Raw genomic sequence first — 25777 nt, 5'->3', positions numbered from 1 at the left:
GTGCAATGCAGTGCGCCGGCCTTTCGGCCCTCCCCAATCCTCGCCAGCAAAAGACGGGAAACCAGACAGGATTTGACGATGTCGGAAAACAACCTTCTCGAAAGCGCTCTCGTTCGTCTCGACGACGCAGCCAAACACATCAATGTCGACGCCGATGTGATCGAGAAGCTGAAATTCGCCCGCGAGACCACGAAAGTCCGGCTGATGATCCGCATGGACGACGGCTCGCGAAAATCCTTCCTGGCCTGGCGATGCCGCTACGACGACACCCGCGGCCCGACCAAGGGCGGAATCCGCTTCCATCCCGACGCCACGGAGGAGGAGGTCGAGATGCTGGCCTTCTGGATGACCTTCAAATGCGCGGTGATGAACCTCCCCTACGGGGGCGGCAAGGGTGCCGTGCAGGTCGACGCGCGGACCCTGTCCAAGGCCGAGCTGGAGCGGCTGTCGCGTTCCTATATCCAGGCGTTTTCCCGCATCATCGGGCCTGACCGGGACATACCGGCGCCTGACGTCTACACCAACTCCATGATCATGGGCTGGATGGCCGACGAATATGCCCAGATCGTGGGCCAGACGTCGCCGGCCGTCATCACCGGCAAGCCGATCGCCCTCGGCGGCTCGCTGGGACGCGGCGACGCCACGGCGCGCGGCGGCTATTACCTGGTGCGGCACCTGGCTGGCGACCTCGGCCTGGACGGGCAGTTGCGCGTCGCCATCCAGGGCTTCGGCAATGCCGGCCAGTACATCGCCTCGCTGCTGGCCGCCGACGGCCACAAGATCGTGGCCGTCTCGGATTCCGGCGGCGCGGTTCAGGCGGCGGACGGCCTCGACCTGGAGGCGCTTCTGGCCGCCAAGCGGGACGGGCTTTCGGTGACGGCCACCGTCGGCAAGAGCGGCCATGAAGCACTGAGCGCGGCCGCGCTCGTGGGCGTGGACTGCGACGTGCTGGTGCCGGCGGCGCTGGAAAACATGATCCACACCGACAACGCCAATTCCGTGAAGGCCCGCCTGATCCTGGAGCTGGCAAACGGCCCGGTGACGCCGGAAGCCGACGAAATCCTGGCCTCGCGGGGCGTCGTGGTGCTCCCCGACATCCTGGCCAATGCCGGCGGCGTCACGGTCTCCTATTTCGAGTGGGTGCAGAACAAGCAGGGCTACTACTGGGAGCTGGAGGAGATCCACGCCAAGCTGCGCACCATCATGGAGCGCGAGGGCCGGGCGATCTGGGAGCAGTCGAGCTCGCGCGGCATCACCATGCGCACGGCCGCCTATGTGCACGCGCTGAGCCGGCTGGCCGAGGCCATCGAGGCGCACGGCACGCAGAACTACTTCATCAGTTGAGCCGGACGGGGCGCCGCGAACGGCGGCGCCCCGTTCCGTAACCTGCGGGGCGCCACGGCATGCTGTCCTTCGTTCCCGATATCACCACGCTGGCGCAATTCGCCGTCGCAACCCTCATCCTCGCCATCACGCCCGGGCCGGACATGACGCTGTTCGTCGGCCGCGCGCTGGCGGAGGGGCGGTCGGCGGGCTTCGCCTGCATGGCGGGGGCGATGAGCGGAATCGTGCTCCACACCGCGCTGGTGGCGCTCGGCCTTTCGGCGCTGATCGTCGCCTCGCCGCAGGCCTTCATGGTGCTGAAGATGGCGGGCGCGGCCTATCTGGTGTGGCTGGCCTGGCAGGCGATCCGCAACGGTTCGGCCTTCTCGCCGGACACAGCCCAGCGCGCGCCGCGCTCGCTCGTCCAGAACTGGGCGACCGGGCTGGGCATCAACCTGCTCAACCCGAAGATCATCCTGTTCTTCATGACCTTCCTGCCGCAGTTCGTCTCCGCGCACGACCCGCATGCGCCGGGCAAGCTGTTCTTCCTCGGCGTGATGTTCATCGTGCTGTCGCTGCCGCTCACCTCGGCCATGGTGATCGCGGCCGACCGATTCGCGGCGCTTTTGAAGCGCAATCCCAGGGTGACGCGGGTGACGGACTATCTGTTTGCGGGCGTGTTCTCGGCCTTCGCGCTGAAGATCCTGACGGCGCAGGCCAAGTAGGACGCCTGCGGCCGATCCCGAATGCGGCGGGCTCAGGCCTCGCCGTGGCCGGCGATCATCATCGCCTCGAGCGCCAGCCGGTCCACCTTGCGCATGCGCTCCGATTCCGACTTCAACTGGCCGCAGGCGGCGAGGATGTCGCGCCCGCGCGGCGTGCGGATCGGCGAGGCGTAGCCGGCGTTGTTGATGAAGTCGGCGAAGCGCTCGATCGCCTCCCAGTCCGAGCACTGGTAGTTGGTGCCGGGCCAGGGATTGAACGGGATCAGGTTGATCTTGGCCGGAATGCCCTTCAGCAGCTTCACCAGCGCGCGGGCATCGTCAAGCGAATCGTTGACGTCCTTCAGCATCACATATTCGAAGGTGATGCGGCGGGCGTTGGAAAGGCCCGGATATTTGCGGCAGGCCTCCATCAGTTCCTTCAGCGGGAACTTCTTGTTGATCGGCACCAGGAGGTCGCGCAGATCGTCGTTGGTGGCGTGCAGCGAGATGGCCAGCATGACGCCGATCTCCTCGCCGGTGCGGTAGATCTCCGGCACCACGCCGGAGGTGGAGAGCGTGATGCGGCGCTTCGACAGCGCCAGCCCGTCGCCGTCGGAGGCGATCAGCAGCGCCTTCTTCACCGCCTCGAAATTGTAGAGCGGCTCGCCCATGCCCATCATGACGATGTTGGACACCTTGCGGCCTTCGGCGGGCACGATGGCGCCGGCCGGCGTGTCGCGGTCGGGGAAATCGCCCAGCCGATCCCGCGCGGAAAGAAGCTGCGCCAGGATCTCCTCGGCGGTGAGGTTGCGCACCAGCTTCTGCGTGCCGGTGTGGCAGAACGAGCAGGTCAGCGTGCAGCCGACCTGGCTGGAGATGCACAGCGTTCCGCGCCCCTCTTCCGGAATATAGACCGTTTCGATCTCCACCGGGCGCCCGGCGCCGCGCGGCGGAAAGCGGAACAGCCATTTGCGGGTGCCGTCGGACGAGATCTGCTCTTCGACGATCTCGGGCCGGGCGATGGAAAAATGCCGTTCCAGTCCGGCGCGCAGGTCCTTGGAGATGTTGAACATATGCGCGAAGTCGGAGACGCCGCGCACATAGAGCCAGTGCCACAGTTGCTGCACCCGCATCCTGGCCTGTTTTTCCGGCACGAGGCCGGCGGCAACCAGCGCCTGCGCCATCTCCTCGCGGGCAAGGCCGATCAGCGACGGTTTTTCAGGGGCCGGTGCAGGGCGCAGCGCCTCGCGTGCGCCTGCGGCGGTGAGATCGAGAGAAAGGCTCATGGCAGGCCCAATATAGTCGGTTTGCGGCCGATTTCAGCGTCATGCGTGCGGCAAAGCGAGGCGCATAGCACAGGATGGCCCCCGAGTCATGCCATCGGGTCATGCCCCGCGCGGGCCCCGGTCCGCATGGCCTTGCCCGTCCCAAGCCGGCGCCTGCCGGAGCGCGAGCCTCTACTTGCAGCTCGCTATGGACGACAGCGCCGCCGAAATCCCCTTCAGCGAGAAGACATAGCTGGTGGTGTTGCCGCGGCCCGACTTGGCCTGCACCTTCATGTCGGCGCCGCCCTTCATGGCGGCGATCAGCACCGGCTCCTCGGCGGCGTTCTCGACCCAGGCCGACTTGCCGCGCGTGAACATGGTGAAGCTCTTGTCGCCGATGGAGACGGTGACCTTGGAATTCTCCTGGAAACTATAGCCGGCGATGAACTGCGGCTCGTAGGAAACCTGCTGGCCGGGCCGCTGGCTGACGAAGAAGAACATGTCGCCGTGATCGAGCGACGGCGGCTGCTTGTCCGTGGGCACTGTCAGCACATAGCATACCTTGCCGTTTCCCGCCTGGTAGCTGTAGGTGCCCCAGGCATTGTGCTGGCCGATCTTGGTGGCCTGCTGGGCGAGTGCCGGTCCCGCCGCGGCGAGGAGGACCAAGCTTGAAATCGTGGCAATCAGTCCGCGCATCGTTCTTCCTGTATTCCGAATGGGGGCAAAGGCAGGCCGCCCGCGACCCGCCCGTTCGCTTCATTTTGATTTAATCTGGGTTACCAAAGGATGAAGCCTCGCCGCAAAAGGAGACTTCCCTCGGGAAACCGCCGTCGTCTCCGCGGTGGCCGGGCTGCGGCCGCCACGATGTCCCTGCGCGGACTTGGATGACAGGAAAACGGCAAGAGTTTGACTTTTCACGCTCCGTGACGGCCTGTTTCCGGCCGTTACGGGCAGTTTGCGCGGCGAAAGGCGGATGGAAGGATCAGTCGGCCGCAGCCAGCGCCTCGCGCGCGGCGAGCCGGTGCGCAGGGGTGATGTGGGCGCGCACGGCCGCGATCGCAGCCGTCAGCACGGCGATGTCGTCGGTGAAGCCGATGCCGAACAGCACGTCGGGAATGGCGTCGGCCGGCAGGATGAAGTAGCCGAGCGCGGCAAGCAGGATGCCCTTGGCGCGCAACGGCGTGTCCTTGTCCAGCGCGCAATAATAGGCCGCCACCAGGTCCTCCATGAAGGGGATGTGGCGGGCCGCCTTCCTGGCCGTGCGCCAGAATTTCGCGCGCACCTCGCCTTCGTCGCCCGGCCTGCCGCCGAAGCCGCTGAAGTCGAAACCGGATTTTCGCGCCATCGCCTGCTCCTGGTTCGCCCTGCCGTTTCGAAGAATGCCGAAAACCGGCCGCGAACGCACATGTGGGGAAAGCCGGCGCCCCCTGCAAGCCCGGCGGCCTCGCGCCGCCGCCGATGGAGAAGATCAGGCGCCGAAGATCCGGTCGATCTTGCGCGCCAGCTCGAAGTCGAGCGCCGTCAGGCCGCCGGCGTCATGGGTGTTCAGCCGGATCTCGACCGTCCTGTAGACATTGGACCAGTCGGGATGGTGGTCCATCTTCTCCGCCGCCAGCGCCACGCGGCTCATGAAGCCGAAGGCTTCGGAGAAATTGCGGAACTCGAAGGTGCGGGCAATCGCGCTCTTGTCGGCGGCCAGCGTCCAGCCCGCCGCGCCGGCCAGGGCCGTCGTGATCGCCGCGTCGTCCAGCCTGTTCCTTGCCATGGCTTCTACCTCATGAACCGGGCGCTCTCGGCCGCGTCGGCGAAGCGGCCGACCCCTGGCCCCGCCAGCGGCCACGCCTCCTCCACGATATAGGGCCCGCCGCCGACCGAATCACGCGAGGACATCAGCACGAAGCGGCCGACCCGGAACGGCAGGGCGGAGAAGTTTCCGCGCGCCGACAGATATCGCGCCACGTCCAGCGGGCTGGAATTGCGCAGCCGCGCCAGCGTGACATGCGGCATGAACTTGCGCGGGTCGGAGGCCACGCCGAGCCGCTGGCAGATGCGGTCGATCTCCGCCTGCAGCGCATTGAGGTCCGGGGACGGGGACACGCCCGCCCACACCGCATGGGGCTTCTTCTGGCCGAAGGCGCCGACACCCGACAGGGTGAGCATGAAGGAAGGCCGGCGCACCCGGTCGAGCGCGTTGGCGATCTCGTCGGCCACATGGCCTTCGACGTCGCCGATGAAGCGCAGCGTCAGGTGGTAGTTCTCCACGTCGATCCAGCGCGCGCCGGGCAGGCCCCCGCGGAGCAGGGACAGCGACAACGCAGCTTCGCGCGGAATTTCGAGGGCGGTGAAAAGACGCGGCATGGAAAGCCTCCCTTCCTCGAATCGAACCCCTGATGCATAGCGAATCATCGATGGACGGCGGGGGCAAGGGGTATTGTCGGAACCTGCCAACCAAAAGGCGCGAGCGGCCGAAACGGTTCCGGCCGCCGCCGCCGGCCGAGGGGAGAATCGGCGGCGCCGGATAAAATTTTTGTCATGAGGCGGCCAAAAGGCCCCGTGCTGCGGCTTCGCCGCGCGAATCACGAGACGTTGCGGATGGTTACGTCTTGTTCTTGCCGGGGAAAGACATCATATTTCGCGCAGGCATGCTGGAGCCCCGCCAGCGGCGCCTGGACCCATCGAGGGGTCCGACACCCGACGGGGCAGAAGCAACAGAGGAACCTATGTCCGACTTCCGCAACTATCAAACGCGATCCGTGCCCGTCGGGGCCCGCACGGACGCGGCCATCGACGAGGGCCTGCGCGCCTACATGATCCGCGTCTACAACCTGATGGGACTTGGCCTCCTCATAACCGGCCTTGCCGCCATCGCCACGGTCATGTTCGCCACGACCAACAACCCGGCCGCCGCGGTCGCGACGCTGCCGAATGGCGACATGCTGACTTCCTTCGGCTATGCCATCTTCGCCTCGCCGCTGCGCTGGGTGGTGATCCTGGCGCCGCTGGCCGCCGTGTTCTTCCTGTCGTTCCGCGTGCAGTCGATGAGCGTGTCGGCCGCGCAGACGACCTTCTGGGTCTATGCCGGCCTGGTCGGCCTGTCGCTGTCGTCGATCTTCCTGGTCTACACCACGGCATCGATCTCGCAGACATTCTTCGCCACCGCGGCCGCCTTCGGCGCACTGTCGCTCTACGGCTACACCACCAAGCGCGACCTGACCGCCATGGGCTCGTTCCTGATCATGGGCGTGTTCGGCCTGATCATCGCCATGGTCATCAACATCTTCCTGCAGTCCTCGGCGCTGTCCTTCGCCGTGTCGGCGATCGGCGTGCTGGTGTTCGCCGGCCTCACCGCCTACGACACCCAGAAGATCAAGGAGATGTATTTCGAGGGCGACGACCAGCTCGTGGCCGGCCGCAAGTCCATCATGGGCGCGCTGACGCTGTATCTCGACTTCATCAACCTGTTCATGTTCCTGCTGCAGTTCATGGGCGACCGCCGCTGACCGGCAGCATGAGACTGATCTGAACGGGGCGGCCGATCGGCCGCCCTTTTCTTTCGCCGCGACATTTGCTGTAGTCGCACATGCCGTGGTTGCCGGCGGAGGCGGCGCGGAATCGCACGGATCGCCAGATGTTGAACATACGCCAGGCAGAACCGGCCGATCTCGACCGCATCACCGAAATCTACGCCGACGCCGTGGCCCGCGGCACCGCGAGCTACGAGCTGGAGCCGCCGGGCCGCGCCGAGATGGCGGCACGCTTCGCGGCGCTGAGGGAGGAGGGCTTTCCCTATCTCGTGGCCGAAGCCGACGCCAGCGTTGCAGGCTATGCCTATGCGGGCGCCTTCCGCACGCGCCCGGCCTATCGCTTCATCGTCGAGGATTCGGTCTATGTCGCGCCGGAAGCCAGGGGGCGCGGCGTCGGCGAGGCGCTCCTGCGGGCGCTGATCGCAGCGGTGCGCACGCTCGGTTTCCGGCAGATCGTCGCCGTGATCGGCGACGGCGGACCCGGCAGCGCTTCCGTGCGCCTGCACGAAAAGCTAGGCTTTTGCCATTGCGGCCAGCTTTCCGGGTCCGGCTACAAGCACGGCCGCTGGCTGGACACCATTTTCATGCAGCTCGAGCTGAACGGCGGCACGGCCTCGCCGCCCGACCCCGGCTCCCTGCCCGAGCGGCGGTTCAGGGGCGGCTGAGCGGCCGGGCAATCCCCGCCGGTTCGGCTCGCCTATGCCTGCACCAGCCGCAGCTTGCTGTCGAACACGCCGAGCACGCGGCCCAGTTCGTGGCCGCGCTTCAGCACGCGGCCCCCGGTGGCGATGACGGCGAAGGCGCCCTGGCGGCGTGCCATCCTGGGATCCTTGACGATCTGGTAGAGCGGCACCTCGCTGGTGCGGCGGAACACCGAGAAGATGGCGCGATCGCTCAGATGATCGATGGCGTAGTCGCGCCATTCGTTGGCCGCCACCATGCGTCCATAGACCCGCAATATCTCGTCAAGCTCGCGCCGCTCGAAACGCACCGGCATGCCGGCGCGCTCGCGCCGGGCCTCGTGCAGGGGGATCAATATTGCGGATGCCTCCCCATCCTCCGCTCCCCCGCTATGATCGGTCATGCCGCGATCCTCGGAAAAATCTGTTGCCGGTCGAGGTTCGCGCTTTCGTCCGGCAATTGCAAGCCGGATAAGCGGCGCCGTAAAAAGGAGCCCTGTGGCGGGCGGCACCCTCACATTTGAGAACGCCCTGTTGGAATTGGTGATGCGGCGCCACATTGCTGCCGTCTTTTATCCGCGCTCGCGCCCCAATGTCCGACGAACTTAGCCCCGTTGCCTGAGACGGTTCGGTCCGGCACCGGCTCGTAAACCCCAAGCCCCCCGCCCACGGGTCAGCGTCGGATCGAACCAACCTCGGCTCCCATCGGAAGACCGAGTGCGACGATCCCAAAATCCTGAGTGGCCGGTGCCGGGGAAAAGCCGATGCCGGCCTTTTTCTTATGCGGGGCTACTCTACCGCGACGGCTTGTGGATGAAGGCCGCGCCGAGGATGGGACCGGGCAGCCCGTCGCGCCCGACCGCCTGCAGGAGCACGGCGCAGCCGCCTTTCTTCGACACTTCGGTCGCCGGCAGTTCGTATCGCTGCGCCCGGCCGTGCCACATGCCCGCTGTCTGGATGCCGGAGACCGCGTTCCAGTAGGTGAGCTTGCGGCCGTCGTTCTCGCCCTTGGCGATCGCGACCGTCTGCGGCGGGTCGAAATAGACGATCACGACATGCGCGTTCTGCGTGGCCGGGGCGCCGTCCGGCCCGGTGACGGCATCGCCCGTGTCGATCATCACGTCGTCGTCGCCGTCCCGGCTGACGGTCACGTTGACGCGCATGCCGTCGCCGGCCTTGTTCATCGACGCCAGCGCATCGGAAACGGCCTCGCGGTTGGCGCCGTTGACATGGACGCGGCCGTTCAGCACCGCCTGGGGCGTGTAGACGGAGCGGCTGCCGAAGGCGCGCATGTAGTCGTACTGCCGCTCGGTGTTCTCCCTGCGGCCCAGCGTGTCCTGCCAGCCGAGATAGTCCCAGTAGTCGACGTGATAGGCGAGTGCGACGAGGTCGTCGCGGGCGGCCAGTTCGCCGAAAAGCGCGTCGGCGGGCGGACAGGAACTGCAGCCCTGGCTGGTGAACAGCTCCACCACGCCCAGGGGCTTCTTCGCTTCGTCCGCCAGGCACGGACCGGCCAGTACCGATGTGGCCAGCGCCAGCGCCAGCCACGAAAATCTGCAAAGGGTCATGACCGTCCGAATCCCGCCGGTACGCCGGCTTCTTTCCCGGTTTGCTCGAATAATTGGCAGAAGCGGCCGTCAACGTGAAGTCACGTTGCGGTGAAATTTTCGGGCGGGCAAAAGACGAGGCCGCCGGGGACAAAGCCCCGGCGGCCGCAATTTCGGCGAAGCCTGCGGACCTATGCCGCCAGGTCGCGCAGCACGTATTGCAGGATGCCGCCGTTCTTGAAGTAGTCCAGCTCGTCCAGCGTATCGATGCGGCACAGGATCGGCACGCTCTTCACCGTGCCGTCGGCATAGGTGATCCTGGCCGCCATCTTCTGGCGCGGCTTGATGGTCTCCAGCCCGTCGATCTCGACCGTCTCGTCGCCCTTGAGGTTGAGCGTGGCCCAGGAGGTGCCTTCCTCGAAGACGAAGGGGATGACGCCCATGCCGACCAGGTTCGAGCGGTGGATGCGCTCGAAGGACTGGGCGATGACGGCGCGCACGCCGAGCAGGTTGGTGCCCTTGGCCGCCCAGTCGCGTGAGGAGCCGTTGCCGTATTCGACGCCGGCGAAGATGACCAGCGGCACGCCCTCCTTCTTGTACTCCATGGCAGCGTCGTAGATCGACATCTGCTCCTTCGAAGGATAGTGGATCGTGTAGCCGCCCTCCTTGCCGTTCTCGCCCAGCATGTGGTTGCGGATGCGGATATTGGCGAAGGTGCCGCGCATCATCACCTCATGGTTGCCGCGGCGCGTGCCGTACTGGTTGAAGTCGGCGACGGCCACGCCATTGTCGGTAAGATACTTTCCTGCCGGCGAAGCCGCCTTGATCGAGCCGGCCGGCGAGATGTGGTCGGTGGTGATCTTGTCGCCGAACAGGCCGAGCACGCGCGCGCCCTTGATGTCGGAGATCTTGCCCAGGCCCTGGCGCATGCCCGCGAAATAGGGCGGGTTCTGCACATAGGTCGACTTGTCGTCCCACGCATAGGTCTGGCCTCCGGGCGCCTGCACCTTCTGCCAGTTCTCGTCGCCCTTGAAGACGTCGGCATATTTGCGGGCGAACAGCTCGCGGGTGACGTTCTTCTCGATGAACTCCTGGATCTCGGCGGTGGTCGGCCAGATGTCCTTCAGCATCACCGGATTGCCGTCGCGGTCCTCGCCGATCGGCTCCTTGGTGAGGTCCTTGGTCACCGTGCCGGCCAGGGCATGCGCCACCACCAGCGGCGGCGAGGCCAGGTAGTTGGCCTGCACGTCCGGCGAGACGCGGCCCTCGAAGTTGCGGTTGCCCGAAAGCACGGCCGCTCCGATCAGGCCCTTTTCGTTGATGGTCCTGGAGATCGGGCCCGGCAGCGGGCCGGAATTGCCGATGCAGGTGGTGCAGCCGAAGCCGACCAGGTTGAAGCCGATCTGGTCCAGCTCCTTCTGCAGGCCGGATTTCTCCAGATATTCGGCCACGACCTGCGAGCCGGGCGCCAGCGACGTCTTCACCCACGGCTTCTGCTTAAGGCCGAGGCGGTTGGCGTTGCGCGCCAGCAGGCCGGCGCCGATCAGCACCGAGGGGTTGGAGGTGTTGGTGCAGGAGGTGATCGCCGCGATCACCACGTCGCCATGGCCCAGGTCGAAGTCCGCGCCTTCGACGGCGTAGCGCTTGGAAATCTCGGCGGCCTTCTTGTACTCGGTGTCCATCGCCTTGGCGAAGCCGGCCGGAATGTCCTCCAGCGCCTGGCGGCCTTCGGGGCGCTTCGGCCCGGCCATGGACGGCACCACCGCGCCGAGGTCGAGCTCCAGCATGTCGGTGAACACCGGATCGGCCGAGCCGTCGTCGCGCCACATGCCCTGGGCCTTGGAATAGGCCTCGACCAGAGCGATGCGATCCTCGTGGCGGCCGGACATGGTGAGATAGCGCAGCGTTTCGTCGTCGACGGGGAAGAAGCCGCAGGTCGCGCCATATTCCGGCGCCATGTTGCCGATGGTGGCGCGGTCGGCCAGCGTCATGTTGGACAGGCCGGGGCCGAAGAACTCGACGAATTTGCCCACCACGCCCTTCTTGCGCAGCATCTGGGTGACGGTCAGCACCAGGTCGGTGGCGGTGACGCCTTCCTTCAGCTTGCCGGTGAGGCGGAAGCCGATCACCTCGGGCAGAAGCATGGAGACCGGCTGGCCGAGCATGGCGGCCTCGGCCTCGATGCCGCCCACGCCCCAGCCGAGCACGCCCAGGCCGTTGATCATGGTGGTGTGCGAATCGGTGCCGACGCAGGTATCGGGATAGGCGACGGTCTCGCCGCTCTCGCTGTTGGTCCAGACCACCTGGCCGAGATATTCGAGGTTGACCTGATGGCAGATGCCGGTGCCGGGCGGCACCACGCGGAAGTTGCGGAACGCCTGCTGGCCCCATTTCAGGAACTTGTAGCGCTCTTCGTTGCGCTGATATTCCAATTCGACATTGCGGGCAAAGGCGCGCGGGGTTCCGAATTCGTCGACGATGACGGAATGGTCGATGACCAGGTTGACCGGCACCAGCGGGTTGATCTTTTCCGGATCGCCGCCCAGCGAGGCGAGGCCGTCGCGCATGGCGGCGAGGTCCACCACGGCCGGGACGCCGGTGAAATCCTGCATCAGCACGCGGGCCGGGCGGTAGGCGATCTCCACGCCGGCGGTGCCCTTGTCGGTGAGCCAGCCGGCCACGGCCTGGATGCTCTCCTTGGTGACGGAGCGGCCGTCCTCGTTGCGCAGCAGGTTCTCCAGCAGCACCTTCATGGAATAGGGAAGCTGGGAAATGCCGGTCAGGCCGTTCTTTTCGGCCTCGACCAGATCGTAATAGACATAGTCGGAACCGCCTGCGGTCAGAGTGCGGCGGCAATTGAAACTGTCGAGTGATTTGGACACGTTGGACCCCATCTAGTCTGTTGCCTTCTCAAGGGAACGGACTCCGATGGCATGCTCATCACGCGCAAAGGTGCGGGTACGGCCATTTCCGCTGTCCGCTCCCCACGCCCGGCCGCCTTTTCGGCGGCGCGTGCGCTGGTCCGGCGCAATAAAGGTTGCCTTCCCCGACCGCTGGGGTTGGTAACCCGCATATAGAGAAATTTCTGGAATAGTTCTAGAGGCTGTAGGCAACTTGGTGCATGCGCTCCGGCCGTAGCGGGGCGAGCCGGAAAGGTCGGGGAAAAGGGAGTGCGATGCGGCTGATCGCCGAAAATCTCGGGGGCGAGCGCGGCGGCGAGCCGGTGTTCGCAAGCGTCGATTTCGCGCTCGGCGGCGGCGAGGCCATGGTCGTCACCGGCCCCAACGGCTCGGGCAAATCGACGCTGCTGCGGGTGCTGTGCGCGCTGCTGCCGGCCGCGCAGGGCAGGGCGATTTTCGAAGGCGGCGGCGAGGAGTTTCCGACGGTTGCCGCCGCCTGCCACTATCTCGGCCACCAGAACGCAATGAAGGCGGGGCTGACGGCGACGGAAAACCTCGTCTTCTGGCGCAGCTTCCTCGGGCCCGGCGCGCGCGGCCTCGAGGTGGCCGAGGCGCTGGACGAGGTCGGGCTCGGCGATATCGGCCATTTGCCGTTCGGCTATCTGTCCACCGGCCAGCGCCGGCGCGCGGCCATCGCCAGGCTTCTGGTCAGCCATCGTCCCGTCTGGCTGCTCGACGAGCCGACCTCGGGGCTGGACAAGGCCTCCGAGGCGCGGCTGACGGAGCTGATGACGGCCCATCGCGCGGCGGGCGGCATCATCGTGGCGGCGACGCATCTGCCGCTCGGCATCGAGGCGGGGGAACTGAGGATGGGGAAGCCGGCATATGGGTGAAGTGTCCGCCTCCCGGCGCCATGAAACGACCCCCGCCCCTCACCGCTCCCCGCAAGGGGAAAAGGGCAAGGGGCGGACGGCGGGGGACGGCCGATGCTAGCCCTCTACATCCGCGACGTCAGGCTTTCCGTCCGCGCCGGAGGCGGGGCGCTGACCGGCGTCATCTTCTTCCTGGCGGTGATCGCCACCATCCCCTTCGGCGTCGGGCCCGACCTCAACCTGCTTTCGCGCATCGGCCCGGCCATATTGTGGATCGGCGCGCTGCTGTCCTGCCTGCTCGGGCTCGACCGGCTGTTCCAGGCCGACCGCGAGGACGGCTCGCTCGACTTGCTGCTGCTGGCCGGCGACCGCCACATGACGCCGCTGACGGTGCTGACCAAATGCCTGGCGCACTGGACCGGCAGCGTGCTGCCGCTGGTGGTGGCCGCGCCCCTGCTCGGCCTGTTCATGAACATGGAGCCTGCCGGCATCGGCGCAGCCACGCTCACCCTTTTCGTGGGCACGCCGGCCATCACCTTCATCGGCGCGGCGGGCGCGGCCGTGGCGGTGTCGCTGCCGCGCGGCGGCCTGCTGATCTCGGTTCTGGTGCTGCCGCTCACCATTCCGGTGCTGATCTTCGGCGTGTCGGCCTGCTATGGCGCCGTCCACGATCCGGAGCCTTTCCTGCAGCCCTTCCTCATTCTCGCCGCGCTGACGCTGTTTCTTGCCGTGATCGGCCCGGCTGCGGCGGCGCTGGCGCTGCGCCACGGCGGCGACTGACGCGGCTTCGAGAAGAGAAGGGGTGCGGCGTGGCGGCTGATTGCGGAGGCGCCTGCACGGGGTTAAGGAAGGCGATGATCGACGAGGCAAGCACATCAGGCACCGCAACGGGGCGCTGCGCATGAGCCCGCACACGCTCTATGTCGCGGCCGCCTACGCCATCACCGCCGTGGCGCTGGCCGGGCTGATCGGCTGGGTGCTGCTCGACCAGCGCGCACGCGTGAAGGAACTGGCGGAGCTGGAAGCCTCAGGCGTGCGCCGCCGCTCCGACAAGGCCGGAAGACTGGGGGCAGGCAAGCCATGAGCGGAGAGGTTGCCGCTCCGCGCCGTCGCCGCGTGCTGATCCTGCTGCCGCTGATGGTGTTTCTGGGCCTTGCCGGGATATTCCTGGCCCAGCTCATGTCCGGACGGGACCTGTCGGCCGTGCCGTCGGCGCTGATCGGCCAGCCGGCGCCGGCGACCGAACTTCCGCCGGTCGACGGCATGAACCTGCCGGGACTGGATTCGAAGGATTTCGCCGGCCGGGTGACGCTGCTCAACGTCTTTGCGTCATGGTGCGTGCCCTGCCGGCAGGAGCACCCGGTGCTGATGGCGCTGGCGCAGGACAAGCGCTATACGCTGGCCGCCCTGAACTACAAGGACAAGCCCGAGAACGCACGGCGCTTCCTCGGCGACCTCGGCAACCCCTTCCAGGCCGTCGGCGCCGACGAGGCGGGCCGCACGGCGATCGACTGGGGGGTCTACGGCGTGCCGGAAACCTTTCTCATCGGCAAGGACGGCAGGATCGCCTACAAGCATGTCGGGCCGCTGACGCCGGACTCGGTCAGGACCCTGTTGCTGCCGGAAGTGGAGAAGGCGCTGGCCGCGCCGCAGCCGTAGCGGCGGCTCAGCCGTAGATCTGCTTGCGCACCTGGTAGAGCATCTCGGAGCGGCTGGCGCGGATGTCGGCCAGGTCGCGATCGCTCATGTTCTGGATTTCGGCGACGAGCCGGTTGTAGCGGCGGCGCTTGTCGAGGCTGTTGCGGGCGCGCGAGACGAGATTGTCGAACAACATGGCGTTTCCCTTCGAGGTTCGTGGGCCGCGTCATCGGCGCGGCGATTGTTCCTCCCTGGGCGTACGCAGCATGACATAGGAAGTGTGCATTGCAAAATAAATGTGTGCAATGCAGCATTGCGCCCCGCGCATGCCGGGTCCACTCGCCGGGCCTACTTGCCGAGCTTCCCATCGAGCGAGTGGCGCATGATGAGCGGCATCTGGCTGGCCGTGAACAGGATGGTGATGGGGATCGTCGCCCACACCTTGAAGGCCACCCAGAAATCGGTCGAGAAATTGCGCCAGACCACTTCGTTGAGCACGGCCAGGAACAGGAAGAACAGGCCCCAGCGCAGGGTCAGCTTCCTCCAGCCCTCGGCGTCGAGGCGGAAGGCGGAATCGAAGACATAGCCCAGCAGCGACTTGCCGAAGGCGAGCCCGCCGAGCAGCACGACGCCGAACAGCGTGTTGACGATGGTGGGCTTCATCTTGATGAAGACGTCGTCCTGCAGGTAGAGCGTCAGCGCGCCGAAGACCAGCACGACGACGCCCGACACCAGCGGCATGATCGGCAGGCTGCGCACCAGCGCCCACGACACGGCAAGGGCGATGACGGTCGCCGCCATGAACAGGCCGGTGGCGATGAAGATGGGGCCGCCGAAATCCGCCAGGACGGGAAATTTCTGCGCCAGCCACTCGCCGCGCGTGTTGGCGAAGAAGAACACCATCAGCGGCCCGAGTTCGAGCACCAGCTTCAGCGCCGGGTTGATCGCTTCCTTCTTCGCCTTCTGCGGGTCGGAGGGATCACGTTCGATGATGGGTGGTGTCATGCTGGCTCGCTCGGTGGCTCGCTGGGTTTGAAGGGATGCGCGGAACGCCGGCCATGATCGCTACGCCACACCGGCGATCGCCTTGGCGAATTCACCGGCGGAAAACGGCTCCAGGTCGTCCACCTGCTCGCCGACGCCGATGAAATAGACCGGCAGCCGGTGTTTGGCGGCGATCGCCACGAGGATGCCGCCGCGCGCCGTGCCGTCCAGCTTGGTCATCACCAGCCCGTTGACCCCGGCCACGTTGCGGAAGATCTCGACCTGGTTCAGCGCGTTCTGCCCGGTGGTGGCGTCTACGGTCTGCAGCACGGTGTGCGGCGCCTCCGGATCGAGCTTGCCCAGCACGCGCACGATCTTCTCCAGCTCGTCCATCAGCTCGGCCTTGTTCTGCAGCCGGCCGGCGGTGTCGATGATGAGCACGTCGGAGCCGGCCGCCTTCGCCTTTTCGAAGGCGTCGTAGGCGAGGCCGGCGGCATCGGCGCCCAGCTTGGTGGCGACGACCGGCGAGCCGGTGCGCTCGCCCCAGATCTTGAGCTGCTCGATCGCCGCCGCGCGGAAGGTGTCGCCCGCCGCCAGCATCACGGAAAGCCCGCCCGCGGTCAGCTTGGCGGCAAGCTTGCCGATGGTGGTGGTCTTGCCGGTGCCGTTGACGCCGACCACCAGCACGACATGCGGCTTGTGCGAGAGGTCCAGCTCCAGCGGCAGCGCCACCGGCTTCAGCACCTTCTCCACCTCGGCCGCCATCACCTCGCGCACTTCCGCGTCGGAGACGTCCTTGCCGTAGCGGCTGGCGGACAGCGCGTCGGTGACGCGCAGGGCGGTCTCCACGCCGAGATCGGCGCGGATCAGCACGTCCTCCAGGTCCTGCAGCGTGTCCTCGTCCAGCTTGCGCTTGGTGAAGACGCCGGCGATGTTGCCGGAAAGCTCGCGCGAGGAGCGCGACAGGCCCTCGCGCATGCGCTGGAACCAGGAGCGCTTCGGCGCGGCAGGCGCGGGCGCTTCCTTGGGCTCGGCCCTCTGCTCGACCTTTTTCGCCACCGTCACCTTGCCGGCGGCTGGCTTTGGCGCCGGCGCAACCGCCTCTCCCCCCTTGAGGGGGCGATGGTCCGCAGGGCTTGAGGGGGTCATTTCCGCCGCCGCCGGCGCCTCCGCGACGACCGGCGCTTCCGGAGCAAGCGGCGCGTCGGCGACCGTGATCGCTTCAGTCGCGTCAGGCGATCCGGAGACCCCACCCCGGTCGACTGCGTCGGCCGACCCTCCCCTCGAGGGGGAGGGGAAAGGCGGCGCAACCTGCTCCGCTTCCGGCAGCGGTTCGGGAACATCCTGCGGTTCGGTCGGCACTTCCTGCGGCGTGGATGGGGCGGGGACCTCGGCAGGTGCGGGCGCCGGAACCTCCTCCGGTTCGGCCGGGACTTCAGGCGTTGCCGGAACCTCCGGCACGGAGGGAACGGGTTCCGCCGGCTCGGGCTCGGCCGGCGTCGGGGCCGGCGCAGGTTCTTCCGGAAGAGGTTGCGGCGCCGGCGCCAGAGCCAGAGCCTCGGGAGCGATGTCCGTGCCGGTTTCCGGCGCCGGCAGCGGCGCCTTCTGGTCGGGCCGCTCCTCCACCACTTCCTTCCTGCCGAAGGAAAAGACCTTTTTGATGAAGCCGAATGCCATTTTCGTCCGCTCGCCCTCAGGCCGCCTGCGCGGCAAGCGCCGCCGCGATCAGCTTGCCGCCGTCGTGACCGGTGACGGCGGCCGCGACGATGTCGCCGGGCCTGCCGGCATCGATGGCGGCCATGGTGAAACCTTCGGTGCGGGCGATGCCCTCGCGCTCGACCAGCAGGCGCTGGGTGCTCCCCACCAGCGAATCGAGATGGCGGGCATAGGCGGCCTCGCCGGCGGCACGCAGGCGCGCGGCGCGTTCCTTAACCATCTGGCGCTGCACCTGCGGCATGCGCGCGGCGGGCGTGCCCTCGCGCGGGCTGAAGGGGAAGACATGCAGGTGGGTGAGGCCGCATTCCTCGACGATCCGCAACGAATTCTCGAACATCGCGTCCGTCTCGGTCGGGAAGCCGGCGATGATGTCGGCGCCGAAGACGATGTCGGGGCGAAGCCTGCGCACCTCTGCGCAGAAGCGGATGGAATCGCCGCGCAGATGCCGGCGCTTCATGCGCTTGAGGATCATGTCGTCGCCCGATTGCAGCGAAAGATGCAGATGCGGCATCAGCCGCTCCTCTGTGGCGATGGCGTCGAGCAGGTCGTCGTCGGCCTCGATGGAATCGATGGAGGACAGGCGCAGCCGCCGCACCTCCGGCACCTGGCGCAGGATGGTCTTCACCAGCCGCCCGAGCTTCGGCGCGCCGGGCAGGTCGCCACCGTAGCTGGTCATGTCGACGCCCGAGAGCACCACCTCGGCATAGCCGTTTTCGGCCAGCCGCCTGATCTGCTCCACCACCGCGCCCATCGGCACGGAGCGGGAATTGCCGCGCCCGTAGGGGATGATGCAGAAGGTGCAGCGATGGTCGCAGCCATTCTGCACCTGCACGAAGGCGCGCGCCCGGCCCTCGATGGCGTCGACCATGTGGCCGGCCGTCTCGCGCACCGAAAATATGTCGTTGACGCGGGCCTTCTCGAAGTCGTTGACGCCGAAATCCGGCAGCGCGCGGTAATTGTGCGCCTTCAATTTCTCCTCGTTGCCGAGCACGAGGTCGACCTCGTCCATGGCGACGAAATCCTGCGGCGCGGTCTGGGCGGCGCAGCCGGTGACGATGATGCGCGCGCCCGGGTTCTCGCGGCGCGCCTTGCGGATCGACTGCTTGGCCTGCCGCACCGCCTCGCCGGTGACGGCGCAGGTGTTGATGATGATGGCGCCGTCCTTCAGCTCGCCGAGGCCGGCGGCCTCGGCCTCGCGGCGCATCACCTCCGACTCGTAGGTGTTGAGCCGGCAGCCGAAGGTGACGACCTCGATGCCCATCAGGCGAGGCTTTCCGTGTCGCGCGCCCAGGCGCCGGTGGCCGGGTCGAACGTGCCGGAAAACTCCCATTCGGCCGCGCCCGTCAGCACGACGTGGTCGTCGTCGCGCCACTCGACATGCAGCGGGCCACCCGGCGCGGTCAGGTTGACGCTGCGGCCCGTGCGCTTCGTGCGCGCGCCGGCGACCGCCGCCGCGCATGCCGCCGAGCCGCAGGCCCTGGTCAGGCCGGCGCCGCGCTCCCAGGTGCGGATCGTCATGCCGGTCGGCGACGTCACCTGGGCGATGGTGATGTTGGCGCGCTCGGGAAAGATCGGATGGTTTTCGAGCAGCGGCCCGAAGCGCTCCAGCTCGTAGGACCAGACGTCGCGATCCACCCAGAAGATCGCATGGGGGTTGCCCATGGAGACGACCGAGGGCGAATGCAGCACCGGCGCGTCGATGGGTCCGATCTGCAGTTCGATCATGCGCGTGTCGCGGAATTCCTCCGCCAGCGGGATGTCCTGCCAGCCGAAGCGCGGCTTGCCCATGTCGACCGAGATCAGCCCGTCTTCATGCACCTGGGCATTCAGGATGCCGGCCAGGGTTTCGAAGGTGAAGCTGCTGCGGCCGGTTTCCGCGCTGAGCGCCTGCACCACGCAGCGTGTGCCGTTGCCGCAGGCCTGTGCGGGCGTGCCGTCGGAATTCAGGATGGAGATGTAGTAGTCGGTGCCGTGGGTCCTGGCGTCGTGGATCGCCATGATCTGGTCGAAGCGGGTCGCCGGATCGGCGTCGAGCGCGAGGGCCGCCGCCGGCGTCACCCGGTCGGCACGGCCGCGCATGTCGGCAACGATGATCTCGTTGCCGACGCCGTTCATCCGGGCGAAGGGGGCCGCACGCGACGTTTGCATGTCCATGCGGCGCTATATGGCGGAAACGGCCGGAAATTACCAGTGCGACGGCGGCCCGCAACGCGTCACGTCACCGCGAACACGCCCAGCACGATCAGCAGGAACAGGATCAGCACGATGCCGATGAGGATGCGTGCGCCGGTGGCGGCGGCTCCTGCGAGCGCCGGCATGCCGAGCAGGCTCGCCGCGGCGGCGACGATCAGGAGAATGACGATCCACTTGATCATGAAGGCTCCCTCGGGGTGGCGGGGCTGGGACCCGGTAAACGCCTGCCGCCGGGCTGCGGTTCCGCGCCGTCCCGGCCGGCCGCCGCTTCCGGCACGTCCCAGACCTCGCCCGGGCGAAGCGCACGGAACCGCCCGGCCGCGATGCCGGCGGCGCGCAGCGCCTGGCCGAGCCGCAGCGCGGGCTCCTCCAGCGGCTCGTCGGTGAGGCGGAACGTGCCCCAGTGGCAGCCGGCGGCGAAGGCCGCCCGGCACAGCGCCATGCCCGCCACCGCTTCTTCCGGGTTCTGGTGGTGCGGCTCCATGAACCAGCGCGGCTCATAGGCGCCGATGGGCAGGATGGCCAGGCGGAAGCCGCCGTGCCTGGCGGCCAGCAGCCGGTAGTGGAGGCCGCCGTGGAAGCCGGTGTCGCCGCCGAAATAGAGCTTGCCGGCCGCCGTCTCCACCACGAAGCTGCCCCACAGCGCCATGCAGCGGTCGCGCGCGCCGCGCGCCGACCAGTGATGCGCGGGCTCGACATGGACGACCGCTTGCGTGCCCACCTTCTTGCGGCCGCCCCAGTCGTGCGCCGACACGCGCATGTCCGGCACGGCGGCATGGATGACCGCGTCGTTGCCGAGCGGCGTCACCACCAGCGGGTCGTGCTGCTTCTTCAGGAGCGCGAGCGTGGCGAGATCGAGATGATCGTAGTGGTTGTGGCTGAGCAGAACGAGATCGATCGGCGGCAGGTCGGCGAATGCGATGCCGGGGGCGTTGACCCGCCTGGGCCCGGCAAAGGCCAGAGGCGAGACGCGCGGCGACCAGACCGGATCGGTGAGGATGTTGAGCCCCGCCATCTGCACCAGAAGCGAGGAGTGGCCGACCATGGTCAGCCGCAGCCCGCTGCCGTCGACGCGCGGATCGGGCCTTGCCTGCGGGAACGGGCTCGGCGCGGCCGGCGGCCATTTCGGCCGGCGGTTGGCCAGTTTCCACTTCAGCAGGTCGACGAGGCGAGCGGGCGAGAGGCCCTGGGGATTGAAGAAAAGCCTGCCGTCGAAATGATCGCTTGCAGGGCCGTCATAATAGCGGTTGGCGGCTTTCTTCCTGGCGGGCACGTCGGTCTCCGGGCTGCGGCGGCCTCAGGATAGGCGGGACGGAAGCAGGCGCCAAGCACCCGGCGGGATACCGGCAGCGGCAAAAATACAACATTCCCGTCCGAAAACCCTATTTTAACCATATCCGGTTGAAATTCTGCCGTCTTCGCCGATTTGGTGGGGAAACGCGTTTGTGGTACGGCGCCCGTTGCGGGCCCGCGGAGGTTGCAATGACGTTTTCGAGAGCCGGCCTGGCGGCCGTATCCCTGGCTGCCCTGCTGGCAAGCGGCTGTTCCAGCACGCGCTTCTCCAACATGGACTCCGCCCGGCCGGAGCCGCTGCCGGCGGCGCCTTCGGGCACCATCTCGTCGAGCCAGCTTCCGCCGCCTGCCGCCCCCGGCACGGCCGATTCCTCCGCCTTCCCCGCCGCGCCGCAGAACTCGCAGGTCGCGTCGCTGCCGCCGGACGGCAGCGCTCCGGCCGGCGCGGCCGACCTCACCGCCGCAAGCGTCGCCGGCGTGTGGAACGTCAACGTCTCGGGCCAGAGCTGCAAGGTGGCGACGCCGCAGACCAAGTTCGGCCAGGGCTTCCGCGCCGGGCCGCTGCGCTGCCCCGCGCCGATCGACGGCGTGAAGTCGTGGAACGTGGCGGGCAAGCAGCTCACCCTCTACGATCAGGACGGCGGCACGCTGGCCCGGCTCTATTCCTCGGGCGAGGGCAGGTTCGACGGCCAGACCTCCAATGGCCAGCCGATCGCGCTGACGCGCTGAGCAGCCAGGTAGCCGCACCATCATCATGCATCTGCGCGACGGCCTCCAGACCCGTGTCAGCGTCCGCCAGCGTTACGACCATCTGGTGGACAGCGGCGCGATCGAACGCGACCCGGCGCAGGAGCGCATCGCCGACCGCCTCGACCGGCTGATCGACGAGATCTCCGCCAAGCGGCTGGCGCGCAAGTCGAGCGCGCTGGGCTGGCTGCTGGCCCGCAGGCGCGAGACCCGCGCGCCGGTGAAGGGCCTCTACATCCATGGCAGCGTCGGCCGCGGCAAGACCATGCTGATGGACCTGTTCTTCGAGCTGGTCCCGGCGCGCGCCAAGCGCCGCGTCCACTTCAACGATTTCATGGCCGAGGTGCAGGACCGCATCCAGAAGCACCGGCAGGCGCGCAAGGAGGGCACGGTCAAGGAGGACGACCCGATCCCGCCGGTGGCGCGCGCGCTGGCCGAGCAGGCCTGGGTGCTGTGCTTCGACGAATTCACCGTCACCGACATCGCCGACGCCATGATCCTGTCGCGGCTGTTCTCGGCACTGTTCGACGCCGGCGTGGTGCTGGTGGCCACCTCCAACGTGGCGCCGCAAGACCTTTACCGCGACGGGCTCAACCGCCAGCTCTTCCTGCCCTTCATCGGCATATTGGAGCGCCATGCCGATGTGGTCACGCTCGATGCCGAGCGCGACTACCGGCTCGACAGGCTGAACGGCACGCCGGTCTATGTCACGCCCGCCGACGCCACCGCCGACCGGGCGCTCGATGCGGCCTGGGCGGCAGTCACCAGGGGCAGGCCGGAAGCCGCGGCGACGATCACGGTCAAGGGCCGGCAGGTTGCGGTGCCGCGCGCCGCGGGCGATGCGGCGCGCTTCTCGTTTTCGGACCTGTGCGTAAAGCCGCTCGGCGCGCGCGACTTCCTGGCGATCGCCGGCCGCTTCTCCACCGTCTTCATCGACCACGTGCCGGTGCTGGGCGAGGCCCACCGCAACGAGGTCAAGCGCTTCATCCTGCTGATCGACACGCTCTACGACCACCACGCGCGGCTGGTGGTCAGCGCCGCCGCGCCGCCCGCCACGCTCTATGCCGGCGGACGCGGCACCGAGGCGTTCGAGTTCGACCGCACCGTCTCGCGGCTGATGGAGATGCAGAGCCGCGATTGGCTGGAGGCATGGGCCGAACGGCACAAGCCGGAGGCGGAAGCGGCGCCGGCATAGAGCAGGGCGACTTCGTGAACCGTCATCCTGCTCCGTTCGCCTGTGGGGGCACGATCCCTTCGAAAAATCGCCACGCGCTTTCCGCCGTCATGCTTTCGCCGGCCTATGCCAGCCTGGCGTCCAGCGACACCTTGATGGCGCCGAGCGCCTTCGACACCGGGCAGCCGGCCTTGGCCTGCTCGGCCAGTTCCTTGAACTTGGCCTGATCGATGCCCGGCACCTTGCCGGTGAGCTTCAGCGCGCTTTCGGTGATCTCGAAACCGCCGCCGGCCGCCGGCCCGTAGGTGACGACAGCCTCGGCGTTCAATTCGGCCGCGGGCGTGCCGTTCTCGGCCAGGAAGTGCGAAAGCTGCATGGCGAAGCATCCGGCATGGGCGGCCGCGATCAACTCCTCCGGATTGGTGCCGGACTTGCCGCTCTCGTCCTGGAAACGGCCCTTGAAGGAATAGGGCTGCTTGGAAAACGCGCCGCTCTGCGTGTCGAGCGTGCCGCTTCCCTCGGTCAGCGAGCCTTTCCAGACGGCGGTGGCATGGCGATTCATGACGATCTCCCTTCGGCGGTTGGGCCGGCACGGTGCCGGACCTTCGCCCGACTATAGCGCTCATGGCCGCCAACGCCACATGATCGTCGCGCCGGCGACCTCATCCCTTCGTCAGAGAAACAGCGCCCGCTCGCGCTCGACGGCGCGGGTGATGAAGTTCGCCACCGCCTGGACGCGGCGCAGCGGCCGCACCGATTCATGATAGACCAGCCAGTAGGCCCTGCGGATGGGCGCCACGATGTCCACCGGCACCAGTTCCGGCATGGCGCGGCCGACGAAGGTGTGCAGGATGCCGATGCCGGCGCCGGCCCGCACCGCCTCCGCCTGGCCGAGGGCGGAAGAGATGGCGAAGCTGGAGCGCCAGCCGGGACTGAACTCGGCGGCATAGTCCAGCGAGGGGCTGACGATCAGGTCGGGCACGTAGCCGATCAGCGTGTGGGCGCAAAGCTCCGCCGGCGTTTGCGGCAGGCCGCGCGCCTCGGCATAGGCGCGCGAGGCGAACAGGCCGAGCGTGTAGTCCACCAGCTTGCCGGCCACCAGGCGGCCCTCCGTCGGCCGGTCCACGGTGATGGCGATGTCGGCCTCGCGCCGCGACAGGGAGAATGAGCGCGGAACCGGCACGAGCTGGATGGTCAGCTCCCGGTGCTGCGCCGTCAGCGCGCCCAGGCGCTTGGCCAGGAAGGCCACGCCGAAGCCGTCCGGCGCGCCGATGCGGACCGTGCCAGACACCTCGTCGCCCTCGCCCGACACGGCAGCGCGGGCGGCGATCATGTCGGCCTCCATGCGCTCGGCGATCTCCAGGAAGCGCTCGCCCGCCGCCGTCAGCTCGCTGCCGGTGGTCAGCCGCCGGAACAGCTTGGTCCGCATCGCCTCCTCCAGGGCGGCGACGCGGCGCGAAACCGTGGCGTGGTTCAGCTCCAGCCGCCGCGCCGCGCCCAGGATCTGGCCGGCGCGGGCGACCGCCAGAAAGATGCGCACGTCGTCCCAGTTCATGGGCAAGTCCTCGTCAGCCCCGCATCGCCGCCATCTATGCAGAAAAACACATCGCCAGCAACATGGACTCTATTTCATGCACAACGGTTGCGTTCACGCTCGCGTTGCCTTCCGGTCGGCGAAGGCGGACAATGCGGCATCGGATTATCAAGGGAGCAGACCATGGTCGAATACGGTCATTTCATCGGCGGCAAGCACGTCAAGAGCACCTCGGGACGCGACGCCGACGTCTTCCAGCCGCTCGACGGCAGCGTGCGCGCCAAGGTGGCGCTGGGCTCCAAGGCCGATCTCGACGCGGCCGTGGCCAACGCCAAGGCGGCCCAGCCGGAATGGGCCGCCACCAACCCGCAGCGCCGCGCCCGCGTGCTGATGAAGTTCCTCGAACTGGTGGCGCGCGACAACGACGCGCTGGCCGAGCTGCTCGCCCGCGAGCACGGCAAGACCATTCCCGACGCCAAAGGCGACATCCAGCGCGGCGTCGAGGTCGTGGAATTCATGCTGGGCGTGCCGCATCTGATGAAGGGCGAGTACACCGAGGGCGCCGGCCCCGGCATCGACCTCTACTCGATCCGCCAGCCGCTCGGCGTGGTGGCCGGCATCACGCCGTTCAACTTTCCCGCCATGATCCCGATGTGGAAGTTCGCCCCGGCCATCGCCTGCGGCAACGCCTTCATCCTGAAACCCTCCGAGCGCGACCCGGGCGTGCCGATGAAGCTCGCCGAACTGATGATCGAGGCCGGGCTGCCGGCCGGCATCCTCAACGTCGTCAACGGCGACAAGGAGGTGGTCGACGCCATCCTCGACCATCACGACATCTCGGCCGTCGGCTTCGTCGGCTCGTCCTCGATCGCCCAGTACATCTATGCGCGCGGCTGTGCCAACGGCAAGCGCGTGCAGTGCTTCGGCGGCGCCAAGAACCACATGATCATCATGCCCGACGCCGACATGGACCAGGCCGTGGACGCGCTGATCGGCGCCGGCTACGGCGCGGCGGGCGAGCGCTGCATGGCGGTCTCGGTCGCCGTTCCGGTCGGCAAGGCGACCGCCGACGCTCTGGTGGAAAAGCTGATCCCGCGCGTGGAGAGCCTGAAGATCGGCCCCTCGACCGATCCCTCCGCCGATTTCGGCCCGCTGGTGACGAAACAGGCGCTGGAGCGCGTGCGCGGCTATGTCGACCTCGGCATCGAAGAGGGCGCCAAGCTCGTCGTCGACGGCCGCGGCTTCAAGATGCAGGGCTATGAGAACGGTTTCTACATGGGCGGCTGCCTGTTCGACGAGGTGACGCCGGACATGCGCATCTACAAGGAGGAAATCTTCGGCCCGGTGCTGTCGGTGGTGCGCGCGCATGACTTCGAGGAGGCGGTGCGCCTGCCTTCCGACCACGAATACGGCAATGGCGTGGCCATCTTCACCCGCGACGGCGACGCCGCGCGCGAATTCGCCGCCCGCGTCAATGTCGGCATGGTCGGCATCAATGTGCCGATCCCGGTGCCGGTCTCCTACTACACCTTCGGCGGCTGGAAGAAATCCGGCTTCGGCGACCTCAACCAGTACGGGCCCGACGCCGTGCGCTTCTACACCAAGACCAAGACGGTCACCTCGCGCTGGCCGTCCGGCGTCAAGGAAGGCGCCGAATTCGCCATGCCGACGATGAAATAATCT

Annotated in this window: 28 protein-coding genes; 11 read left to right on the top strand and 17 right to left on the bottom strand. The window is 67.6% G+C overall.

The genetic code is table 11. The annotated features are described in order from the left end of the window. Positions 1 to 78: 78 nt before the first annotated feature. The gene (locus ACTDI4_RS02190) at positions 79 to 1344 is read left to right on the top strand and encodes a Glu/Leu/Phe/Val family dehydrogenase (protein ID WP_442839589.1); all 1266 of its coding nucleotides are present in this window, start codon (positions 79 to 81) and stop codon (positions 1342 to 1344) included. A 62-nt stretch (positions 1345 to 1406) separates the two neighbouring features. Continuing rightward, positions 1407 to 2048, top strand: a complete 642-nt coding sequence (locus tag ACTDI4_RS02185; RefSeq protein WP_442843239.1) for a LysE family translocator — start codon at positions 1407 to 1409, stop codon at positions 2046 to 2048. A 32-nt stretch (positions 2049 to 2080) separates the two neighbouring features. On the opposite strand, the gene rlmN is transcribed toward ACTDI4_RS02185, so the two are convergent. From rlmN to thpR, 5 genes are all read right to left on the bottom strand, one after another. Beyond that, positions 2081 to 3313, bottom strand: coding sequence for a 23S rRNA (adenine(2503)-C(2))-methyltransferase RlmN (rlmN, locus tag ACTDI4_RS02180; RefSeq protein WP_442839588.1), 1233 nt, complete (start codon positions 3311 to 3313; stop codon positions 2081 to 2083). 171 nt (positions 3314 to 3484) lie between these two features. Further along, a complete protein-coding gene (locus tag ACTDI4_RS02175) occupies positions 3485 to 3988 on the bottom strand; it encodes an invasion associated locus B family protein (protein ID WP_442839587.1) in 504 nt (167 codons plus the stop codon). A gap of 286 nt (positions 3989 to 4274) precedes the next feature. Continuing rightward, complete coding sequence (locus ACTDI4_RS02170; RefSeq protein WP_442839586.1) at positions 4275 to 4637, bottom strand: YkvA family protein; 363 nt, start codon at positions 4635 to 4637, stop codon at positions 4275 to 4277. Positions 4638 to 4760: 123 nt separating this feature from the next. Beyond that, positions 4761 to 5057 (bottom strand): 4a-hydroxytetrahydrobiopterin dehydratase, encoded by a 297-nt coding sequence (locus ACTDI4_RS02165; protein ID WP_442839585.1) that lies wholly within the window; start codon positions 5055 to 5057, stop codon positions 4761 to 4763. A 5-nt stretch (positions 5058 to 5062) separates the two neighbouring features. Then, positions 5063 to 5650: an RNA 2',3'-cyclic phosphodiesterase gene (gene thpR / locus ACTDI4_RS02160; protein ID WP_442839584.1), complete on the bottom strand. Its 588-nt coding sequence runs from the start codon at positions 5648 to 5650 to the stop codon at positions 5063 to 5065. 362 nt (positions 5651 to 6012) lie between these two features. Between thpR and ACTDI4_RS02155 the strand changes: the two genes are divergently transcribed. Together ACTDI4_RS02155 and ACTDI4_RS02150 are read left to right on the top strand one after the other, a co-directional pair. Further along, positions 6013 to 6792 carry a Bax inhibitor-1/YccA family protein gene (locus ACTDI4_RS02155; RefSeq protein ID WP_442839583.1) on the top strand — a complete coding sequence of 260 codons (780 nt, stop codon included), beginning with the start codon at positions 6013 to 6015 and terminating at the stop codon, positions 6790 to 6792. 128 nt (positions 6793 to 6920) lie between these two features. After that, positions 6921 to 7481 carry a GNAT family N-acetyltransferase gene (locus ACTDI4_RS02150; RefSeq protein WP_442839582.1) on the top strand — a complete coding sequence of 187 codons (561 nt, stop codon included), beginning with the start codon at positions 6921 to 6923 and terminating at the stop codon, positions 7479 to 7481. Between the two features lie 32 nt (positions 7482 to 7513). Here the strand turns inward: ACTDI4_RS02150 and ACTDI4_RS02145 are convergent, their stop codons facing one another. The 3 genes from ACTDI4_RS02145 to acnA all read right to left on the bottom strand — a co-directional run bounded on the left by ACTDI4_RS02145 (position 7514) and on the right by acnA (position 11937). Further along, positions 7514 to 7900 (bottom strand): DUF2794 domain-containing protein, encoded by a 387-nt coding sequence (locus ACTDI4_RS02145; RefSeq protein WP_442839581.1) that lies wholly within the window; start codon positions 7898 to 7900, stop codon positions 7514 to 7516. Between the two features lie 390 nt (positions 7901 to 8290). Then, positions 8291 to 9064, bottom strand: coding sequence for a DUF1223 domain-containing protein (locus ACTDI4_RS02140; RefSeq protein ID WP_442839580.1), 774 nt, complete (start codon positions 9062 to 9064; stop codon positions 8291 to 8293). Between the two features lie 170 nt (positions 9065 to 9234). Next, positions 9235 to 11937 carry an aconitate hydratase AcnA gene (acnA, locus tag ACTDI4_RS02135; protein ID WP_442839579.1) on the bottom strand — a complete coding sequence of 901 codons (2703 nt, stop codon included), beginning with the start codon at positions 11935 to 11937 and terminating at the stop codon, positions 9235 to 9237. Positions 11938 to 12218: 281 nt separating this feature from the next. Here acnA and ccmA point away from each other — a divergent pair, with 281 nt between their 5' ends. The 4 genes from ccmA (at position 12219) to ACTDI4_RS02115 (ending at position 14474) form a co-directional block, all read left to right on the top strand. Then, entirely contained in the window at positions 12219 to 12836 is a 618-nt protein-coding gene (gene ccmA / locus ACTDI4_RS02130) for a heme ABC exporter ATP-binding protein CcmA (RefSeq protein ID WP_442839578.1), read from the top strand. A gap of 93 nt (positions 12837 to 12929) precedes the next feature. Then, a complete protein-coding gene (ccmB, locus tag ACTDI4_RS02125) occupies positions 12930 to 13595 on the top strand; it encodes a heme exporter protein CcmB (protein WP_442839577.1) in 666 nt (221 codons plus the stop codon). A gap of 121 nt (positions 13596 to 13716) precedes the next feature. Then, on the top strand, positions 13717 to 13899 hold the full coding sequence (gene ccmD, locus ACTDI4_RS02120) for a heme exporter protein CcmD (protein ID WP_442839576.1): 183 nt from the start codon (positions 13717 to 13719) through the stop codon (positions 13897 to 13899). Next, entirely contained in the window at positions 13896 to 14474 is a 579-nt protein-coding gene (locus tag ACTDI4_RS02115) for a DsbE family thiol:disulfide interchange protein (protein WP_442839575.1), read from the top strand. Before ccmD ends, ACTDI4_RS02115 begins: the two co-directional genes overlap by 4 nt. A gap of 7 nt (positions 14475 to 14481) precedes the next feature. On the opposite strand, the gene ACTDI4_RS02110 is transcribed toward ACTDI4_RS02115, so the two are convergent. The 7 genes from ACTDI4_RS02110 to ACTDI4_RS02080 form a co-directional block, all read right to left on the bottom strand. After that, on the bottom strand, positions 14482 to 14649 hold the full coding sequence (locus ACTDI4_RS02110; protein ID WP_442839574.1) for a hypothetical protein: 168 nt from the start codon (positions 14647 to 14649) through the stop codon (positions 14482 to 14484). A gap of 152 nt (positions 14650 to 14801) precedes the next feature. Then, on the bottom strand, positions 14802 to 15458 hold the full coding sequence (locus ACTDI4_RS02105) for a septation protein A (protein WP_442839573.1): 657 nt from the start codon (positions 15456 to 15458) through the stop codon (positions 14802 to 14804). Between the two features lie 60 nt (positions 15459 to 15518). Then, a complete protein-coding gene (ftsY, locus tag ACTDI4_RS02100; protein WP_442839572.1) occupies positions 15519 to 17114 on the bottom strand; it encodes a signal recognition particle-docking protein FtsY in 1596 nt (531 codons plus the stop codon). A 16-nt stretch (positions 17115 to 17130) separates the two neighbouring features. Then, positions 17131 to 18414: a tRNA (N(6)-L-threonylcarbamoyladenosine(37)-C(2))-methylthiotransferase MtaB gene (mtaB, locus tag ACTDI4_RS02095; RefSeq protein ID WP_442839571.1), complete on the bottom strand. Its 1284-nt coding sequence runs from the start codon at positions 18412 to 18414 to the stop codon at positions 17131 to 17133. Next, on the bottom strand, positions 18414 to 19301 hold the full coding sequence (dapF, locus tag ACTDI4_RS02090; protein ID WP_442843238.1) for a diaminopimelate epimerase: 888 nt from the start codon (positions 19299 to 19301) through the stop codon (positions 18414 to 18416). Before dapF ends, mtaB begins: the two co-directional genes overlap by 1 nt. Positions 19302 to 19366: 65 nt before the next feature. Then, entirely contained in the window at positions 19367 to 19528 is a 162-nt protein-coding gene (locus tag ACTDI4_RS02085; RefSeq protein ID WP_442839570.1) for a DUF1328 domain-containing protein, read from the bottom strand. After that, positions 19525 to 20619, bottom strand: a complete 1095-nt coding sequence (locus ACTDI4_RS02080; RefSeq protein WP_442839569.1) for an MBL fold metallo-hydrolase — start codon at positions 20617 to 20619, stop codon at positions 19525 to 19527. The genes ACTDI4_RS02085 and ACTDI4_RS02080 overlap by 4 nt, the downstream gene beginning before the upstream one ends. A gap of 209 nt (positions 20620 to 20828) precedes the next feature. On the opposite strand from ACTDI4_RS02080, the gene ACTDI4_RS02075 reads away from it, so the two are divergent. Both ACTDI4_RS02075 and zapE read left to right on the top strand, forming a co-directional pair. Further along, positions 20829 to 21368 carry a protease inhibitor Inh/omp19 family protein gene (locus ACTDI4_RS02075; RefSeq protein WP_442839568.1) on the top strand — a complete coding sequence of 180 codons (540 nt, stop codon included), beginning with the start codon at positions 20829 to 20831 and terminating at the stop codon, positions 21366 to 21368. 25 nt (positions 21369 to 21393) lie between these two features. Continuing rightward, positions 21394 to 22581 carry a cell division protein ZapE gene (gene zapE, locus ACTDI4_RS02070; protein WP_442839567.1) on the top strand — a complete coding sequence of 396 codons (1188 nt, stop codon included), beginning with the start codon at positions 21394 to 21396 and terminating at the stop codon, positions 22579 to 22581. Between the two features lie 103 nt (positions 22582 to 22684). Here the strand turns inward: zapE and ACTDI4_RS02065 are convergent, their stop codons facing one another. Next, positions 22685 to 23122, bottom strand: a complete 438-nt coding sequence (locus tag ACTDI4_RS02065) for an OsmC family protein (protein WP_442839566.1) — start codon at positions 23120 to 23122, stop codon at positions 22685 to 22687. Positions 23123 to 23233: 111 nt separating this feature from the next. Then, positions 23234 to 24115, bottom strand: a complete 882-nt coding sequence (locus ACTDI4_RS02060) for a LysR family transcriptional regulator (RefSeq protein WP_442839565.1) — start codon at positions 24113 to 24115, stop codon at positions 23234 to 23236. A 162-nt stretch (positions 24116 to 24277) separates the two neighbouring features. On the opposite strand from ACTDI4_RS02060, the gene ACTDI4_RS02055 reads away from it, so the two are divergent. Further along, complete coding sequence (locus tag ACTDI4_RS02055) at positions 24278 to 25774, top strand: CoA-acylating methylmalonate-semialdehyde dehydrogenase (protein ID WP_442839564.1); 1497 nt, start codon at positions 24278 to 24280, stop codon at positions 25772 to 25774. Positions 25775 to 25777 lie beyond the last annotated feature (3 nt).

This window comes from Mesorhizobium sp. PUT5 (genome assembly GCF_052216645.1).
Lineage (GTDB): Bacteria > Pseudomonadota > Alphaproteobacteria > Rhizobiales > Rhizobiaceae > Mesorhizobium.
This window is presented reverse-complemented; position numbering and strand designations above follow the sequence as displayed.

Bases quoted from the DNA above. Each gene is read 5' to 3' on its own strand.
- zapE (WP_442839567.1), top strand. From the start codon at position 21,394: ATGCATCTGCGCGACGGCCTCCAGACCCGTGTCAGCGTCCGCCAGCGT.
- ACTDI4_RS02165 (WP_442839585.1), bottom strand. From the start codon at position 5,057: ATGGCAAGGAACAGGCTGGACGACGCGGCGATCACGACGGCCCTGGCC.
- ACTDI4_RS02150 (WP_442839582.1), top strand. From the start codon at position 6,921: ATGTTGAACATACGCCAGGCAGAACCGGCCGATCTCGACCGCATCACC.
- ACTDI4_RS02110 (WP_442839574.1), bottom strand. From the start codon at position 14,649: ATGTTGTTCGACAATCTCGTCTCGCGCGCCCGCAACAGCCTCGACAAG.
- mtaB (WP_442839571.1), bottom strand. From the start codon at position 18,414: ATGGGCATCGAGGTCGTCACCTTCGGCTGCCGGCTCAACACCTACGAG.
- ACTDI4_RS02190 (WP_442839589.1), top strand. From the start codon at position 79: ATGTCGGAAAACAACCTTCTCGAAAGCGCTCTCGTTCGTCTCGACGAC.
- ccmA (WP_442839578.1), top strand. From the start codon at position 12,219: ATGCGGCTGATCGCCGAAAATCTCGGGGGCGAGCGCGGCGGCGAGCCG.
- ACTDI4_RS02060 (WP_442839565.1), bottom strand. From the start codon at position 24,115: ATGAACTGGGACGACGTGCGCATCTTTCTGGCGGTCGCCCGCGCCGGC.
- ccmD (WP_442839576.1), top strand. From the start codon at position 13,717: ATGAGCCCGCACACGCTCTATGTCGCGGCCGCCTACGCCATCACCGCC.
- ACTDI4_RS02065 (WP_442839566.1), bottom strand. From the start codon at position 23,122: ATGAATCGCCATGCCACCGCCGTCTGGAAAGGCTCGCTGACCGAGGGA.
- ACTDI4_RS02140 (WP_442839580.1), bottom strand. From the start codon at position 9,064: ATGACCCTTTGCAGATTTTCGTGGCTGGCGCTGGCGCTGGCCACATCG.
- rlmN (WP_442839588.1), bottom strand. From the start codon at position 3,313: ATGAGCCTTTCTCTCGATCTCACCGCCGCAGGCGCACGCGAGGCGCTG.
- ACTDI4_RS02105 (WP_442839573.1), bottom strand. From the start codon at position 15,458: ATGACACCACCCATCATCGAACGTGATCCCTCCGACCCGCAGAAGGCG.
- ACTDI4_RS02145 (WP_442839581.1), bottom strand. From the start codon at position 7,900: ATGACCGATCATAGCGGGGGAGCGGAGGATGGGGAGGCATCCGCAATA.
- ACTDI4_RS02085 (WP_442839570.1), bottom strand. From the start codon at position 19,528: ATGATCAAGTGGATCGTCATTCTCCTGATCGTCGCCGCCGCGGCGAGC.
- ACTDI4_RS02175 (WP_442839587.1), bottom strand. From the start codon at position 3,988: ATGCGCGGACTGATTGCCACGATTTCAAGCTTGGTCCTCCTCGCCGCG.
- ACTDI4_RS02170 (WP_442839586.1), bottom strand. From the start codon at position 4,637: ATGGCGCGAAAATCCGGTTTCGACTTCAGCGGCTTCGGCGGCAGGCCG.
- ACTDI4_RS02075 (WP_442839568.1), top strand. From the start codon at position 20,829: ATGACGTTTTCGAGAGCCGGCCTGGCGGCCGTATCCCTGGCTGCCCTG.
- dapF (WP_442843238.1), bottom strand. From the start codon at position 19,301: ATGCAAACGTCGCGTGCGGCCCCCTTCGCCCGGATGAACGGCGTCGGC.
- ACTDI4_RS02155 (WP_442839583.1), top strand. From the start codon at position 6,013: ATGTCCGACTTCCGCAACTATCAAACGCGATCCGTGCCCGTCGGGGCC.
- ACTDI4_RS02115 (WP_442839575.1), top strand. From the start codon at position 13,896: ATGAGCGGAGAGGTTGCCGCTCCGCGCCGTCGCCGCGTGCTGATCCTG.
- thpR (WP_442839584.1), bottom strand. From the start codon at position 5,650: ATGCCGCGTCTTTTCACCGCCCTCGAAATTCCGCGCGAAGCTGCGTTG.
- ACTDI4_RS02055 (WP_442839564.1), top strand. From the start codon at position 24,278: ATGGTCGAATACGGTCATTTCATCGGCGGCAAGCACGTCAAGAGCACC.
- acnA (WP_442839579.1), bottom strand. From the start codon at position 11,937: ATGGGGTCCAACGTGTCCAAATCACTCGACAGTTTCAATTGCCGCCGC.
- ftsY (WP_442839572.1), bottom strand. From the start codon at position 17,114: ATGGCATTCGGCTTCATCAAAAAGGTCTTTTCCTTCGGCAGGAAGGAA.
- ccmB (WP_442839577.1), top strand. From the start codon at position 12,930: ATGCTAGCCCTCTACATCCGCGACGTCAGGCTTTCCGTCCGCGCCGGA.